This is a genomic window from Rhodanobacter lindaniclasticus (genome assembly GCF_004799035.1).
Classification (GTDB): Bacteria; Pseudomonadota; Gammaproteobacteria; order Xanthomonadales; family Rhodanobacteraceae; genus Rhodanobacter; species Rhodanobacter lindaniclasticus.
Genome location: NZ_MWIO01000027.1, coordinates 41521 through 56630, shown reverse-complemented (window position 1 = coordinate 56630; position 15110 = coordinate 41521). Strand labels below are relative to the sequence as shown.

The window sequence follows — 15110 nt, the reverse complement described above, 5'->3', positions numbered from 1 at the left end:
TTGCCGTCAGCCGTCCTGCTCGATGTCGGTGATATGCGCCGTGGTTCCGATATCGCCTTCACGCGGGTCCAGGCCATGCACGAAGAACGGCTGCTGTCCGCGGGTGACGAAGCCCTCCGCCCGCCACGCCCCGAGCGCCGCGGGCGCGGCGGTCAGGCGCATTTCGATGGCGTCGTAACCGGCCGCATAGCCCATGCGGCCGAGCTCGCGGATGGCGCGGCGGTCGGCATTGTGCGCGCCGCCGGCGAACCAGGCGTCGGTCACCGTCATGAAACGTGGCGCGCGCACATTGGTTTCGCACACGAACCAGGCCAGCAGTGGCGCGCCGGGTGCGGGCGCCACCAGCAGAAAACGGCGGTCGATCGCGGGCAGGTCGAGAAAGCGCCAGCGCAACATGCTGGTGGTGCGCACGGTGCTGAAGCCGTCACCCCGTTCGGAGCGTTCCCACATCTGCTGCATGCGTGGATCAATGGTATCGCTCCAATGCGCATGCAGGCCGGTGCGTCGCAGCGGCTTGCCGAGCTGGCGCCCCGCCGCAAGCGCACTATCGAGCAGGCTGCCGCCCAGGCGGCCAAGCGGGCCCGGCAGCAAGCGCGTGGCGTAACCACGATAGCGCAGCGGTTTCACGTGCCGCTGCAGCTGGGTCGGAACCGCAAGGCCGGCGCGCTTGCACACAGCACCACCGCGTTCGTTGGACATGCCATAGACGAAGGGGAATCGCTGCAGGCTGGTCTCCAGCAGGCTGCGCAGCAATGCCACCGCGGGCTTGAGCGAGCGGTGCTCGCGACGCACGACGAAATGGCTGGCGCAACCGACCACCTGTTCGCTGCCACGCCACAGCACGGCGCGCGCACCCATGCCGACGGTACCCACGATCTCGTTGCTGGCACGGTGACGGAGCAGCTGAAGCAGCGGCTTCTCGTACGGACAGTTCAGGTAGAACACGTCGTACATGCGGTCAAGCTGGTCCTGCCAGCCGATGTTGCCGCGCCACAGGCCGAGCACGGTTTCGCGATCGCGCTCGAGGTGGCCCTCGATCGTTTCGTAGCGGTCGTCGGGAGTGGTTTCAGTCGCTTCCATGAAGGAAGTATCCAGCGCTGCGGCCAACGGCGATTCTGCGTTGCCCACCCTGGTTTGGGCAAGCGATTCGGGCCTGCCCGCCGGACTGTTGCCCTGGCCTCGAAGAGGCCGCGCCAGAGGTGACGCACGCCGCCCCGACAGGTGGCGTTGCCCACGCGACGGCTCGCATCGGGATGCGGCAGGCTGGATACTCGCACCCTGGCTTCCGCAACGGCGAGACCCATGCACAAGAACCGACTCGAGGCCTTCAGCGACGGCGTGCTCGCCATCATCATCACCATCATGGTGCTGGAGATGAAGGTGCCGCACGGCGAGACGCTGGCCGCGCTGCTGCCGATGACGCCGGTGTTCCTCAGTTACGTGCTGAGCTTCGTCTACGTCGGCATCTACTGGAACAACCACCACCACATGCTGCAACTGGCCGGCCCGGTCAGCGGCGGAGTGTTGTGGGCCAACCTGCACCTGCTGTTCTGGCTGTCGCTGCTGCCGTTCGCTACCGGCTGGATGGGTGAAAACCACTTCGCGCAGGGGCCGACCGCGTTGTATGGCGTGGTGTTGCTGATGGCGGCGCTGGCGTACTGGATGCTGCAGCGCTCGCTGATCCGCGCCGAGGGCGGGACCTCCGCGCTGGCCCGCGCCGTCGGCGGGGACTGGAAGGGCAAGTTGTCGCCGCTGATCTACGCCGGTGCCATCCTCTTCTCGTTCCACGCCGCGTGGATCGCGCAGCTGCTCTACGCCGTGGCCGCCTTGCTGTGGCTGGTGCCGGACCGGCGCATCGAGCGGATGGTGGGCCACGCGCCGCGCTGAGCAGTTGTGCCGGGTGTCGATCTTCGAGGCCCGGCGTGCGTTCGCGCGCCAGCTACCGCCCGGACTCGCCAGACGCCACCTCCGGCCGATACTTCACGTGGTCGATGAACGCGCGCAGCTTCGGCGTCAGCTGGCGGCGGCCGGGATGATAGAGAAACATGCCCGGCGTCATCGGCGCGAAGCGCCCCAGCACCTGCACGAGTTTTCCCGTACGCAGCAGTTCGGCGGCGATCGGCTCGGGCACCTGGGCAAGGCCCACGCCCTCCACGGCGGCGCCCAGCAGAGTGGGGAAGTCATTGGCGATGAACGGGCCTGACACCGCCACCTCGGTCGCGCGGCCATCGTCATCGAGCGCCCACGGCGCGAGTGCGCCGCTGGATCGCCGCGAGCGCAGACACGCATGCCGGCCCAGATCGTCCGGCCGCTCGGGCCGGGGAGTCTGCGCAAAATAGGCGGGGCTGCCGACGACGATGAGGCGGAACGGCGGCGTCAGTCGCACGGCGACCATGTCCACCGGCACGTGCTGGCCGAAGCGAATGCCGGCGTCGAAGCCGTCGGCCGCAAGGTCGACCAGCTTCTCGTCGGCGGCCAGCTCCACTTCCACCTCGGGACAGGCACGGCAGAACGAGGCGATCAGCGGCTCCAGCAGCACCGGCACCACGCCGCGAGGCACCGCCAGGCGCAAGCGTCCGGCCGGCCGCTGTCCGAGATCGCGCGCGACCTCACCGGCAGCGACCAGCTCCTCGAACGCGGGCTGGGCGCGCGCCAGGAATCGTTCGCCCGCTTCGGTCAGGCCGACGCTGCGCGTGGTGCGCACGAACAGCGCCGTGCCCACGCGATCCTCGAGGGTGCGCACCGCCTGGCTGATCGCCGACGGGGTCACCCCGAGTTCCGCCGCCGCCCGGCGAAAACTCAGGTGCCGCGCAACGCCGAGGAATGCTTCCACGCCGTCCAGCGCGCCTTGTCTGACTGTGAAGTTTTTCTTCATGGGGCGGTCACGTTGTGGCGGATAGTCGCTGGCGATAAGCGGTGCAAGCATGAATGCAGCGCCGCACCCACGCCGGCCGCACAGGAGACTACATGCCGCCGCAAATCATTTTCCAACTGCAGCTCGTGCTGGGCTATGTCGCGTGGCTGCTGTGCTTCAAGGCCTGGTTCTGGCCCAGGCTCCGGTCGATGGACCGGTTCGAAGCGCAACGCGCCATCGCCACGCTGCACAGTTTCCGTTTCTTCGGGCTTGCCTTCATCGTACCGGGCGTGGTCGGCCCGCATCTTCCTGCCGGCTTCGCCGAGTTCGCCGCGTACGGCGACTTCGCCACCGGCGTGCTGGCGGTCCTTGCGCTGCTTGCGGCACGCATGCGCCCCGTTTTCCGGGCCCTCGTGGTCGCCTTCAATCTGGTCGGCATGGTCGATCTCGTCCTCGACTACTGCCATGCCGTCCGTCTCGGCCTTCCGGAGCTGGCCGGGCAACTGGGTGCCAGCTATGCGATCCCGATCCTCTACGTTCCCTTGCTGATGATCACGCACATCGCGGCCTTCCAACTGCTGTTGCGTCCCGCGCATGGCCGTCGCGATGCGCGGGCGAGCGCAGGCGAACGCGGGTGAAACGGGCTTCTGGAGCGGGCTGTCCCGCAGTGGCAACTCGAGCCTCTGCACTTCGACCCGGCGGCCGGTGACGCATCGAGCGGGTGGCGGGCGAGGTTGGCCGGATCGGTCCGCTCCGGGTCCGATGCGGGGCTCGTCGAGGACGGAACGGCTGCCTAGAGTGACGGCTCCCCCATGATGGAGTCGCCCCATGTCCGACACCCCCGCCTTGCTGGTCATCGACGTGCAGCAATCGTTCCTGCAGGCGCCGTACTGGCGCGAGGACGACGTGCCGCTGTTCCGCGAGAAGTTGTTGCAGCTGATCGACGGCGCGAACGCCCGCGGCTGGCCGATCGTGCGCATCCTGCACGAGGAGGCTGCCGGACACTTCAGCGTGGCGTCGGGACTGGTGCAGCCGATGGCATGGGTGCCGCAGGTGCACGACGCGGTGTTCCGCAAGCAGGTGCACAACGCGTTCACCGGCACCGGCCTGCAGGCATGGCTGCGCGAGCGCGGCATCGGCCGCGTCATCATCAGCGGCATCCGCAGCGAGCAATGCTGCGAGACGACCGCCCGGGTCGCTTCCGATCTCGGCTTCGACGTCGACTACGTCACCGAGGCCACGCTGACCTTTCCGATGGTCCACGCCGGCAGCGGCACTCGCTACGATGCGCAAGACATCAAGCAACGCACGGAACTGGTTCTGGATGGACGCTTTGCCCGCATCCGCACCGTCGATGACGTCCTCGCCGATCACTGAGGTGTGCTTCGTGCTGCCGCCGGACCTGATCCTGCTGGATCTGGCCGGCGCGGCCGATGCCTTTCGCATCGCCGCCACGATGGGTCTGCCGGTGCGCCTGCGGCTGATGGCGCCGGTGGTGACGGGCGAGGTGGCGCCGACCGCGCTCGGCGTGGGTCTCGCCGGCGTCGAGCCGCTGCCGGCGAAGCTGCCCGAGTACGTGCTGATCGTGGTGTGCGGCGCCACCGGCAGCGCCGCACGCCTGTTGTCATCGGTGGCCGGCAAGACCCTGGTCGCATGGTTGCGGCAGCATGTCGTCGCCGGGCGGCCACTGGCCTGCGTCTGTTCCGGCGCGCTGCTGGCGGCAGCCGCCGGCCTGCTCGACGGGCGGCGCTGCACCACGCATCACAGCCTGCTCGACGAGCTGCGCCAACTGGCGCCGGCGGCCGAGGTGCTGGACAGCCGCGTATTCGTGGAAGACGGCGAGGTCTGCACCAGCGCCGGCATCACCGCCGGCATCGATCTCGCGCTGCATCTGATCGCCAGGCTCGGCTCGCCGCGCCTGGCCGCCGCCGTGGCGCGGGAAATGGCCGTCTACATGCGCCGCGCCGCCGGCGACCCGGCGCTGTCGCCGTGGCTGGAAGGGCGCAACCACATGGACATGGCCATCCACCGCGTGCAGGATGCACTGCTCAAGGCGCCCGCGCAGGACTGGCCGCTGGCGCGGCTGGCCGACATCGGCCACCTCAGCGTGCGCAGCCTCACGCGCCACTTCCGCGAAGCCAGCGGCATGTCGGTCAACCGCTATCACGCGCGCCTGCGGGTGGCGTTGGCGCGGCAGGCGCTGGCCAATGGCGACACCGTGGAGCGCGCGGCCGAGCGCGCCGGCCTGGCTTCGGCGCGACAGCTGCGCCGCTTGTGGGCAGCGCATGCCGACGACCGTCCGGCGTCGGTGCGGCCGCGCGCTTGAGCCTGCCTAGAGCAGGCTTTCCAGCGGCAGCAGCTTGAGCATCTGCACCTCGACCCGACGGCCGGTGGTGGCGCCGGGGTCGTGGTCGTAGGTCACCGGCTTGCCGTGCTCGGTGGCCTGCCATTGCATGGCGCCGCCATGCGCCGAGCCGTCCTGTTTCAGGGTCACGCGGTAGGCATGCTCGGGCAGCGTGGCGCTGTCGAAGAACGCGGTGACCGCCGCGGCCAGCGGCGGGCAGTCGACGATGATGCCCATCTCGGTGTTGAGCAGTTTCGAGCGGGCGTCCATGTTCATCGAGCCGATGAACACCTTCTGCCGATCCACCACGACGGCCTTGGCATGCAGGCTGACCCCCGAGGAGGTGCCGCCGGTGGTGGCCGGTTGCGGCGCGCCGGCGGCGGCCTGCAGTTCGAACAGCTGCACGCCGCTCTCCAGCAGCGGTCGGCGATAGCGCGAGTAGCCCGAGTAAACGATCGGCTCGTCGTTCGAGGCCAGCGAATTGGTCAGCACCTTGACCGTCACCCCGCGCCTGGCCAGCGCATCGAGATAGGCCGTGCCGCGCTCGCCGGGGATGAAGTAGGGCGAGATCAGCAGCAACTCGTGCTGCGTGCCATCCGCCATCGCCTTGATGTCCGGGCCGATGCGCAGCTCGGGCTGGTCCTCGGTCGCCTCGATCTTGGCCGGCTGGTCGGCCACCAGCGTGGCCGGTCCCCAGAACCACTGGCCTTTGCGGTCGGCGGAGGCGCCGTAGGGCAGGGCGTCCAGCGTGGCCTGGGCGTAATCCGATTGCGCGAACGCGCGCGCATCGTGCGCCAGTTCGGTCCGCAGTTTCGCCAGGTCGACATGATCGGCATGCTTGCCATGGAATGCCTTCACCGGATAAGCCGCGTCGCAGTTCCAGTACTCGTCGAAGGCATGCGAGGCCTGTGGCACCACCGGGCCGATCGCGATCAGGTCGAGGTCGCGGAAATGGGTGTCCTCGCCCGCGTCGAAGTATGCATCGCCGATGTTGCGTCCGCCGACGATCGCCACGTTGCCGTCGGCGATGAACGACTTGTTGTGCATGCGCCGGTTCAGCCGGTGCGTGTCGAGCAGGAACTGGGCAGCCTTGGAGAATACCGACGGCTTCTTCGTCGCGAACGGGTTGAACAGGCGCACCTCGATGTTCGGGTGGGTATCCAGCGCATCGAACAGGTCGATCGCCTGGCTGGCGTTGATGTCGTCCACCAGCAGGCGCACGCGCACGCCACGGTCGGCCGCGGCCAGCAGGCGCTGCGCCATCAGTCGCCCGGTCGCGTCGTTGTCGAAGATGTAGTACTGCAGATCCAGCGAATGCTGCGCGTGGTCGGCCAACGCCACGCGGCTCATCAACGCATCGGTGCTGCGGATCAGCAGGCGAAAGCCCGACTGATCCTGGTGTTTGTCGGTCTCGGCATGCACGTAGCGCGCCGCCGGCGTGCCCACGGTCGGCGGCAACGCCTTCGACACCGGCTTGACCACGGGCGCGGGCGGCGAGCAGGCCGCCAGGGCCACGCCGAGCAACACCGCGCCAAGCACACTGATGAGTCGCCGCATGTTCACCCGCCTTTTGCTGCGTGCCGATCACGGCTTCGCGGCCATCGTCCACCGCCAGCGACTTACTTTGCGAAGACGGTCGTGAAATCCATGCGACCGCGAGCCCTCGCCTCTGACCCGGGTACTCGGTTTTCCGTCTCTCGCTTATCCCCAGCTCGACAACGGCGTGGCGCCGGGCGCAAACATCCCCTGCGGCCCGAAGTGGAACATGCGGGAGCGATCGCGTACGTAGTCGTGGCCTTTTTCGGCGAGCACGGACCGGTTCAGTTCTTCATACCACCGCTGCACCGTGGTGGCGTCGGTGAGCAGCAGGAAGGTCCAGTCGGGGAACACGACGGTGATGGGTTCGTCGCCGTGCCAGGCGAACTGCGCCTCCGCGCCATGCTGCACCATGTCGGCACCGATCAGCTGGTTCAGCGAGCTGCGGATGCGCTCGAACTCCATGTCTGGGAGCAGCGGGGTGAAGTTCTTGACGCCGTGGAGTTGGCCTTCATGGCGCCGGTTGTCGGTTTCCTTGCCGCGAACGATCACATCCTTCAGATCGTAGTCGCCGTGGATGTAGACCCAGCCCTTGCCGGCGTGGTCGAGCTGCAGGCAGCCGTAGTGGCGGGATGCGGGATCGACGTCGACACGCCAGCGCCACTCGGCCGAGCAGGCGGCGGGGCGACCCACGCCCCAGGCCGCCCAGCTTTCCGGACGCTGCGGATCGCCCATGGCAGGCATCTTGTTCTCGGCCGCCAGGTAATGCATGCCGTCGTGCCAGGCCTTCATCGCCTTGTCCCGCTTGGCCGGCTTGAAGGCCCCCGGGTGCATGCCCGGGTGCACCACCAGCCCGGCGATGACGTAGTCCTGTTTCACCATGCGCCCCGCCACCGAGCGCATGAGGCCCGGCGGGTTGACGTCGGCGGTCTTGGCTTTCACCAGGGCCGGTTTGGGGTAATAGCCGGGCATGCCGACGTAGCGCAGCGAATCCTCGTTGGTATGTCGCACCAGCAGGATGACCTTGCGCTCCCGCGCCACCATGAGGAACTTCTGCAGGTCGATGCCGCGCATTCCCATGCCGATACCCATGATCGTCGTCCCTGTGTCGTATGGATGGGGGAGTGTACGAGTTTTGAAACTCGAGATCGGAGCAAAAAGCCCCGGCGACGGGGTTCCGGACTCGGCACGCAAGGCTCTCTTACCCGTCGGTATAGCGGCGAAGCCCCGGCGGCAATCAAGGGGGACGAATCAAAGGGGACGGGGGTAATTAAGCTGGTTTGACCACCTCAAGTCACTGATGCTCCCAGGGGACGGAATAGCTAACCCGTGGCGCTCCAGTCACGCGGCCCGCGGTTCCACCCGGCGCAGGATTTCGTCGCGTGTGGCCAGTGTCTTGAGGTCGTAAGTCGCCTGCAGGTTCAGCCAGGACACCGCGTCGCCGCCGAAGTAGCGTGCCAGGCGTTCGGCGGTGTCGGCGCTGATGCGGCGGCGCTCATTGACGATTTCGTGGATGCGGGTGGCCGGTACGCTCAGTGCCACGGCCAAAGCATTGGCGCTCATCCCGAGTGGGGTGAGGTAGTCCTCGCGCAGGATTTCGCCGGGATGTACAGGGCGCATGCGGTTGACGGGAAGTTTCATGATGCTCTCTCAGTGGTAATCCACGATTTCGACGTGTTCGGGCCCGCCGGCGGTCCACACAAAGCACACGCGCCACTGCCGGTTGATGCGGATGCTGTGCTGGCCAGCGCGATCGTGCTTGAGGGCCTCGAGCTGGTTGCCCGGTGGTGAACGCAGAAACTCAAGCGTTTGTGCGGCATCGAGTTGTGACAACTTGCGGATGGCGGCGTCCTTGATGGCGCGAAGCCGACGAGGGTCACCACCCTCGAACAGCGCCTGCGTATCCTTGCAGTGAAAGCTCCTGATCATGTATCGACGATATTACGTTTGACGTAATACGTCAAACGTGCTGTGCATTCGTTGGGCAAAGCATCGCCTTGGTCGAGAAGGTGTTGCCAGCGGATCAGAGCCGCTCAAACGCGAACGGCGCCGTATCGCTACGGCGCCGTTGCAGTTTCAGACTCCGGCCTTCGCCGGAATGACGAGCTTCAGAGCGCCTCGAAAATTCCCGCCGCGCCCATGCCGGTGCCGATGCACATGGTCACCATGCCGTACTTCTGCTTGCGACGGCGCATGCCGTGCAGCAGCGTGGCGATGCGCACCGCACCGGTGGCGCCGAGCGGGTGGCCCAACGCGATGGCGCCGCCGAGCGGGTTGACCTTGGCCGGATCGAGCTTGAGATCACCCATCACGGCCAGGGCCTGGGCGGCGAAGGCTTCGTTGAGTTCGATCCAGTCGAGCTGATCCTGGCTGATGCCGGTCTGCGCGAGCGCTTTCGGAATGGCTTCCTTGGGGCCGATGCCCATGACCTCGGGCGGCACGCCGGCGACAGAGAAGCCGACGAAGCGGGCGAGGGGCTGCAGGTTGTATTGCTTGATCGCCTTTTCGCTGGCGAGCAGCACGGCGCCGGCGCCGTCGGACATCTGGCTGGAGTTGCCGGCGGTGACGGTGCCGCCGAACTGGCCGTTGCGGAACACGGTCTTGAGCTTGCCCAGCACGTCCAGCGTGGTGCCGGCGCGCGGGCCTTCGTCCTGGTCGATGACGCGACTGTCGGTGGTGATGCCGCGGCTGCCCAAGTCCGGATAGTGGTCGTCGAGCTGGAACGGGGTGATCTCGTCCTTGAACTCGCCGGCGGCCTGGGCGGCGAGGGCGCGGCGGTGGCTTTCGACCGAGAACGCGTCCTGCTGCTCGCGGCTGACCTTCCACTGCTTGGCGACGTTTTCGGCGGTGATGCCCATGCCGTAGGCGATGCCGATGTTCTCGTCCTGGAAGATCGCGGGGTTCATGGCGATCTTGTGGCCCATCATCGGCACCATGCTCATGCTCTCGGTGCCGCCGGCGAGCATCAGGTCGTCCAGGCCCAGGCGGATGCGGTCGGCGGCCATCGCCACCGACTGCAGGCCGGAGGAGCAGAAGCGGTTGACGGTGACGCCGGGCACGGTGTGCGGCAGGCCGGCCAGCAGCAGGCCGATGCGCGCCACGTTCATGCCTTGCTCGGCCTCGGGCATGGCGCAGCCGATGATGACGTCGCCGATCTGGTGCGGGTCGATGCCCGGCGCCTGCGCCATCACGGCGCGGATCACGTGGGCGAGCATGTCGTCCGGGCGGGTGTGGCGGAACACGCCGCGCGGCGCCTTGCCGACCGGGGTGCGGGTGGCGGCGACGATGTAGGCGTCTTGCACTTGCTTGGTCATTTTGTTCTCCGTTGCCCTTCGCGCGGTGCGCGGATGCGGGCGAAGTCTTGTCGTGGCGGTAAGGGTCAGTTCCGCAGCGGCTTGCCGGTGGTCATGGTGTGGGCAATGCGCGCCTGGGTCTTTTCGGTTTTCGCCAGCTCCACGAAGTGCTTGCGTTCCAGTGCCAGCAGCCATTCCTCGTCGACGCTCGAGCCGCGCTCGATCACGCCGCCGCACAGGGTGTCGGCGATGCGCGAGGCGATGTCGACGTCGTGTTCGGACGCGAAGTAGCCGGCCTGCAGATTGGCCAGCTGCGCCTTGAAGGTCGCGGTGCCGACGTCACCGGCGACGGTGACATGGGCGGGCAGGGGCGGGCGGTAGCCGGCCTCGGCCAGCGACAGCGCCACCTTCTTGGCCACGTACAGCAGCTCGTAGGCGTTGAACACGACCACGTCGCTGTCGCGCAGTAGGCCCATGTTCTTCGCCTCGATGGCGCTGGGGGAAACCTTGGCCATCGCCACGGTCTCGAACACCTTCTTCAGCTCCTCGAACGGGTCGGCCGGATTGGCCCTGGATGCACGCACGGCCAGTTCATGCAGGCCGCCACCGGCGGGCAGCAGGCCGACGCCGGCCTCGACCAGGCCGATGTAGCTTTCGAGTGCCGCCACGGTGCGGGCCGAATGCATCTGGAATTCGCAGCCGCCGCCGAAGGCCATGCCGCGCACGGCCGAGACCACCGGCACCAAGGCATGCTTGATCGCCATGCTGGTGCGCTGGAAGTTGGCGACCATCTTGCCGAAGTCGTCGAACTTGCCGTCCTTCAGCAGGCCCAGCGCGCCTTTCAGGTCCGCACCGGCGGAGAACGGCTCGCCGGTCTGCCAGATCACCACGGCCTTGAGCTTTTCCTCGGCCAGCTTGATCGCGTGCTGGATGCCGTCGAGCACGTGGTCGTTGACGGTGTTCATCTTGGTCTTGAACGAGATGATGCCGACGCCGTCGTCGCCCAGCGTCCACAGGCGGATGCCATCGTTCTCCCACACGGTGGTGCCGTTGTCGAACTTCTCGCCCAGGATCGGGTCGGGGAACAACTGGCGCTGGTACACCGGGTGCTGCGAACGCGGCTTGTCGGCGTTGGCGCTGGCCGAGTACGAGCCGTCCTTGCCGTGCACGCCCTTGCGGCCATCGGTGACCCAGGCGGGCAGGGGCGCTTTGCTCATCGCCTTGCCGGCCTTGATGTCCTCGTTGATCCATGCGGCAACCTGCTGCCAGCCGGCGGCCTGCCAGGTCTCGAACGGACCGAGCTTCCAGCCGTAGCCCCAGCGGATGGCGAAGTCGACGTCGCGCGCGGTGTCGGCGATGTCGGCCAGGTGATAGGCGGTGTAGTGGAACAGGTCGCGGAACGTGGCCCACAGGAACTGCGCCTGCGGGTCGCCGGAGGCGCGCAGCTTGCCGAATTTCTCGGCCGGGTCCTCGATCGCCAGGATCGCGGCGACTTCGTCGGAAGCCTTCTGCTCGGACGGGCGGTAATCCTGCTTGGCAACGTCGAGCACGACGATGTCCTTGCCGGCTTTCTTGTAGAAGCCTGCGCCGTTCTTCTGCCCCAGCGCACCCTTGTCGATCAGGCCCTGCAGCCATGCCGGCGCCTTGAAATACTGGTGCCACGGATCCTCGGGCAGGGTATCGGCCATGGTCTTGATGACGTGGGCCATGGTGTCCAGGCCGACCACGTCGGCGGTGCGGTAGGTGGCGCTCTTGGGGCGGCCCACGGCCGGACCGGTCAGCGCGTCGACGGTGTCGAAGCCGAGCTTGAACTGCTCGGTGTGGTGCATGGTGGCCAGCATCGAGAACACGCCGATGCGGTTGCCGATGAAGTTCGGCGTGTCCTTGGCGATCACCACGCCCTTGCCGACGGTGGTGACCAGGAAGGCTTCGAGGCCGTCCAGCACGTTCTGGTCGGTGAGCCGGGTCGGGATCAGCTCGACCAGGTGCATGTAGCGCGGCGGATTGAAGAAATGCACGCCGCTGAAGCGGTGGCGCATTTCCTCCGGCAGCGCCTCGGCCAGGGTGTTGATCGACAGGCCGGAGGTATTGGAGGCGATGATCGCGGTCTTCGACAGATGGCCGGCGATCTTCTTGTACAGGTCGAGTTTCCAGTCCATCCGCTCGGCGATCGCCTCGATCACCAGGTCCACGTCCTTCAGATGATCGAGATCATCGTCGTAGTTGGCCGGGACGATCGAGGCGGCCAGGGCCTTGTCGGCCAGCGGGGCCGGCGACAGCTTGGCCAGGTTGGCGATCGCCTTCAGCGCGATGCCGCTCTTCGGACCCTCTTTTGCGGGCAGGTCGAACAGCACGGTTTCGACGCCGGCGTTGGTCAGGTGCGCGGCAATCTGCGCGCCCATGACACCGGCGCCCAGCACGGCGGCCTTGCGGATGCGCAGGCTTGATGTGGGGGAGGATGCAGCGGTCATTGGCTTCTCCGATGGTGCGATGGTGGTGACGCGATCAATGGGGCAGGCGGCGCGGGCGGGGCGAGTTCAGGGGTGGCTCAGCCCGGCGGCGGCGAAGCGGATCAGATGCTGGACGGTCTGCTCAAGATGTTCTTGTTCGGTGACGTCGCCCTTGCGCTGGATCATGCCGAAGCCCGACATGGCATGGGTCAGCGCGCCAGTGACCAGGTCGATGCGCCAGTACAGCTCGGACTTGCCGAGGTGGGGCAGCAGCCGGGCGAACTCACTGGTGAACTGGCGCATCACGTGGCCGTAGTTCTCCGACAGGAAGCGGCGCAGGCTGTCGTCGTGCTCGGCGAAGGCGCGTGCCAGCACACGCATGAACAGGGCGCCGCTGCCGTCGTGCGACAGCTCCAGCGCGGGGCGGATATAGGCGGCCAGCACCTGCTCCAGAGTGGCCTCGCCGCCGGCCAGCTTGTGCAGGGCGGCCAGGCGGTTGGCGTTCAGGGCGTCCAGGCGGCGGCGGAAGACCTCTTCGACCAGCTTCTCCTTGGAGCCGAAGTGGTAGTTGACGGCGGCTAGGTTGACCCCCGCGGCGGAGGTGAGCTGGCGCAGCGAGGCGCCGTCGAAGCCGCGCTGGGCGAACATCTTTTCCGCGGTGCCGAGGATGCGATCCCGGGTGGAGCTGGTTGAGTTCACGGAGCGGACGTCCTTCGGCAACCGGCACGATTCAAACGATCGTTTGAGCATACGGGAAGCGCTTCCCGGGCGTCAAACGAACGTACGGATCAAGCCTGCGCGATCCTTGCCAATGAGCTAGAATCTGTCAGACTTTAGTGGGCTAAATCCTCAATCCTTGTCAGATTTGGCTACTCTTGCCGGTAGTTGCCGGCGCAATCACCTTTCCCGAAATCCGTTTGCCGGAGCAGATTCCCATGGCGCTGGAGCGCACCCTTTCCATCATCAAACCCGACGCCGTCGCCAAGAACGTCATCGGTGAAATCTACGCCCGTTTCGAAAAGGCCGGCCTGAAGATCGTCGCCGCCCGCATGAAGCAGTTGTCGCGCGCCGAAGCCGAAGGCTTTTATGCGGTGCATCGCGAGCGCCCGTTCTTCAAGGCACTGGTCGAGTTCATGATCTCCGGTCCGGTGATGATCAGCGTGCTGCAGGGCGAGAACGCCGTGCTGGCCCATCGCGACCTGATGGGTGCCACCAATCCGAAGGAAGCCGCGCCGGGCACGATCCGCGCCGACTTCGCCGAGTCGATCGACGCCAACGCCGTGCACGGCTCCGACGCGGTGGAAACCGCCAAGGTGGAAATCGCCTACTTCTTTGCCTCCACGGATGTAGTTGGTTAATTTGTGCGTTCATCCTTGAACGCGAAGATCAAAATGCGGCCATCCGTGGCCGCACAGTAAAAACAAGTGCGTTCGTCCCTGAACGCGAAGATCAAAAAGCGGCCATCCGTGGCCGCACTCTTCACAAGAGCTTTTCCTTGGACCAAGTTGCTGCCAGCTCGAAGAAGGTCAACCTGCTCGATTTCGATCGCCAGGGTCTGCGTGATTTCTTCACGCAGATCGGCGAGAAGCCGTATCGCGCCGAGCAGGTGATGAAGTGGATCTACCACGACCTGGAAGACAACTTCGACAACATGACCGACGTGGGCAAGGCGCTGCGCGCCAAGCTCACCGAGGCCTGTTACATCGGTGCGCCGAAAACCCTGCTGGACAAGGTCGCCACCGACGGTACGCACAAGTGGCTGCTGGGCATGGACTCGGGCAATGCGATCGAGACGGTCTACATCCCCGAGCCGACCCGCGGCACCTTGTGCGTTTCCTCGCAGATCGGTTGCGCGCTGAACTGCCAGTTCTGCTCCACCGGCGCGCAGGGTTTCAACCGCAACCTGTCCACCGCCGAGATCATCGGCCAGGTGTGGGTGGCGGCGAAGTACCTGGGCAACGTCACCCACCAGAATCGTCGCATCACCAACGTGGTGATGATGGGCATGGGAGAGCCGTTGGCCAATTTCGAGAACGTGCTGAAGGCGATGAAGCTGATGCGCGACGACCTTGGCTTCGGCCTGGCATCGAAGCGCGTCACCTTGTCCACCGCCGGCCTGGTGCCGCTGATCGACCAGTTGTCCGATGCCATCGACGTGTCGCTGGCGGTATCGCTGCACGCGGCCAACGACGAGCTGCGCACCGAGTTGATGCCGATCAACAAGCGCTACCCGATCGCCGACCTGCTGGCCGCCTGCCAGCGTTGGGTCGCGCGCAAGCCGCGTACCTCGATCACCTTCGAATACACCTTGATGAAAGGCGTCAACGACCAGCCCGAGCACGCCCGCCAGCTGATCAAGCTGATGCGCAAGCTGCCCACGTGCAAGGTCAACCTGATTCCGTTCAACCCCTTTCCCGGTACGCAGTTCGCGCGATCGGACGCGGCTGCGATCCACGATTTCCAGAGTCAGCTGCTCAATGCAGGCGTGCTGACCATGCTGCGCCGGACCCGTGGCGACGACATCGACGCGGCCTGCGGCCAGTTGGCGGGGCAGGTTGCCGACCGCACCCGGCGCAGCGCCGAACTTCGCAAGCGGCAGAACCAGGGGGCTTCGCATGCGCTTTGACCGGTTG

The 15110-nt window shown here is 66.6% G+C and carries 15 protein-coding genes; 6 read left to right on the top strand and 9 right to left on the bottom strand.

The window, feature by feature from the left end; all coding sequences use genetic code 11:
- Window positions 1–6: 6 nt before the first annotated feature.
- Entirely contained in the window at window positions 7–1080 is a 1074-nt protein-coding gene (locus B1991_RS09780) for a hypothetical protein (RefSeq protein WP_136258544.1), read from the bottom strand.
- A gap of 222 nt (window positions 1081–1302) precedes the next feature.
- Between B1991_RS09780 and B1991_RS09775 the strand changes: the two genes are divergently transcribed.
- On the top strand, window positions 1303–1887 hold the full coding sequence (locus B1991_RS09775; RefSeq protein WP_136258543.1) for a TMEM175 family protein: 585 nt from the start codon (window positions 1303–1305) through the stop codon (window positions 1885–1887).
- A 52-nt stretch (window positions 1888–1939) separates the two neighbouring features.
- Here the strand turns inward: B1991_RS09775 and B1991_RS09770 are convergent, their stop codons facing one another.
- Window positions 1940–2875 carry a LysR family transcriptional regulator gene (locus tag B1991_RS09770; RefSeq protein ID WP_136258542.1) on the bottom strand — a complete coding sequence of 312 codons (936 nt, stop codon included), beginning with the start codon at window positions 2873–2875 and terminating at the stop codon, window positions 1940–1942.
- 92 nt (window positions 2876–2967) lie between these two features.
- Between B1991_RS09770 and B1991_RS09765 the strand changes: the two genes are divergently transcribed.
- The 3 genes from B1991_RS09765 (at window position 2968) to B1991_RS09755 (ending at window position 5180) form a co-directional block, all read left to right on the top strand.
- The gene (locus B1991_RS09765) at window positions 2968–3492 is read left to right on the top strand and encodes a hypothetical protein (protein ID WP_136258541.1); all 525 of its coding nucleotides are present in this window, start codon (window positions 2968–2970) and stop codon (window positions 3490–3492) included.
- A 190-nt stretch (window positions 3493–3682) separates the two neighbouring features.
- Window positions 3683–4231 carry an isochorismatase family protein gene (locus tag B1991_RS09760; RefSeq protein ID WP_136258540.1) on the top strand — a complete coding sequence of 183 codons (549 nt, stop codon included), beginning with the start codon at window positions 3683–3685 and terminating at the stop codon, window positions 4229–4231.
- The gene (locus B1991_RS09755) at window positions 4209–5180 is read left to right on the top strand and encodes a GlxA family transcriptional regulator (RefSeq protein ID WP_136258539.1); all 972 of its coding nucleotides are present in this window, start codon (window positions 4209–4211) and stop codon (window positions 5178–5180) included. Before B1991_RS09760 ends, B1991_RS09755 begins: the two co-directional genes overlap by 23 nt.
- 6 nt (window positions 5181–5186) lie before the next feature.
- Here the strand turns inward: B1991_RS09755 and B1991_RS09750 are convergent, their stop codons facing one another.
- From B1991_RS09750 to B1991_RS09720, 7 genes are all read right to left on the bottom strand, one after another.
- The gene (locus B1991_RS09750) at window positions 5187–6755 is read right to left on the bottom strand and encodes a phospholipase D family protein (protein WP_136258538.1); all 1569 of its coding nucleotides are present in this window, start codon (window positions 6753–6755) and stop codon (window positions 5187–5189) included.
- A 144-nt stretch (window positions 6756–6899) separates the two neighbouring features.
- The gene (locus B1991_RS09745) at window positions 6900–7826 is read right to left on the bottom strand and encodes a hypothetical protein (RefSeq protein ID WP_136258537.1); all 927 of its coding nucleotides are present in this window, start codon (window positions 7824–7826) and stop codon (window positions 6900–6902) included.
- 249 nt (window positions 7827–8075) lie between these two features.
- Window positions 8076–8375, bottom strand: coding sequence for a HigA family addiction module antitoxin (locus B1991_RS09740; RefSeq protein ID WP_136258536.1), 300 nt, complete (start codon window positions 8373–8375; stop codon window positions 8076–8078).
- A 9-nt stretch (window positions 8376–8384) separates the two neighbouring features.
- Window positions 8385–8663: a type II toxin-antitoxin system RelE/ParE family toxin gene (locus tag B1991_RS09735; RefSeq protein ID WP_136258535.1), complete on the bottom strand. Its 279-nt coding sequence runs from the start codon at window positions 8661–8663 to the stop codon at window positions 8385–8387.
- Between the two features lie 179 nt (window positions 8664–8842).
- Window positions 8843–10048 carry an acetyl-CoA C-acyltransferase gene (locus B1991_RS09730; protein WP_136258534.1) on the bottom strand — a complete coding sequence of 402 codons (1206 nt, stop codon included), beginning with the start codon at window positions 10046–10048 and terminating at the stop codon, window positions 8843–8845.
- Window positions 10049–10113: 65 nt separating this feature from the next.
- Window positions 10114–12498: a 3-hydroxyacyl-CoA dehydrogenase/enoyl-CoA hydratase family protein gene (locus B1991_RS09725; RefSeq protein ID WP_136258533.1), complete on the bottom strand. Its 2385-nt coding sequence runs from the start codon at window positions 12496–12498 to the stop codon at window positions 10114–10116.
- Window positions 12499–12564: 66 nt separating this feature from the next.
- A complete protein-coding gene (locus tag B1991_RS09720; protein ID WP_425466669.1) occupies window positions 12565–13176 on the bottom strand; it encodes a TetR/AcrR family transcriptional regulator in 612 nt (203 codons plus the stop codon).
- Window positions 13177–13412: 236 nt separating this feature from the next.
- On the opposite strand from B1991_RS09720, the gene ndk reads away from it, so the two are divergent.
- Window positions 13413–13835 carry a nucleoside-diphosphate kinase gene (gene ndk, locus B1991_RS09715; protein ID WP_136258531.1) on the top strand — a complete coding sequence of 141 codons (423 nt, stop codon included), beginning with the start codon at window positions 13413–13415 and terminating at the stop codon, window positions 13833–13835.
- Window positions 13836–13972: 137 nt separating this feature from the next.
- Window positions 13973–15103, top strand: a complete 1131-nt coding sequence (rlmN, locus tag B1991_RS09710) for a dual-specificity RNA methyltransferase RlmN (protein ID WP_136258530.1) — start codon at window positions 13973–13975, stop codon at window positions 15101–15103.
- Window positions 15104–15110 lie beyond the last annotated feature (7 nt).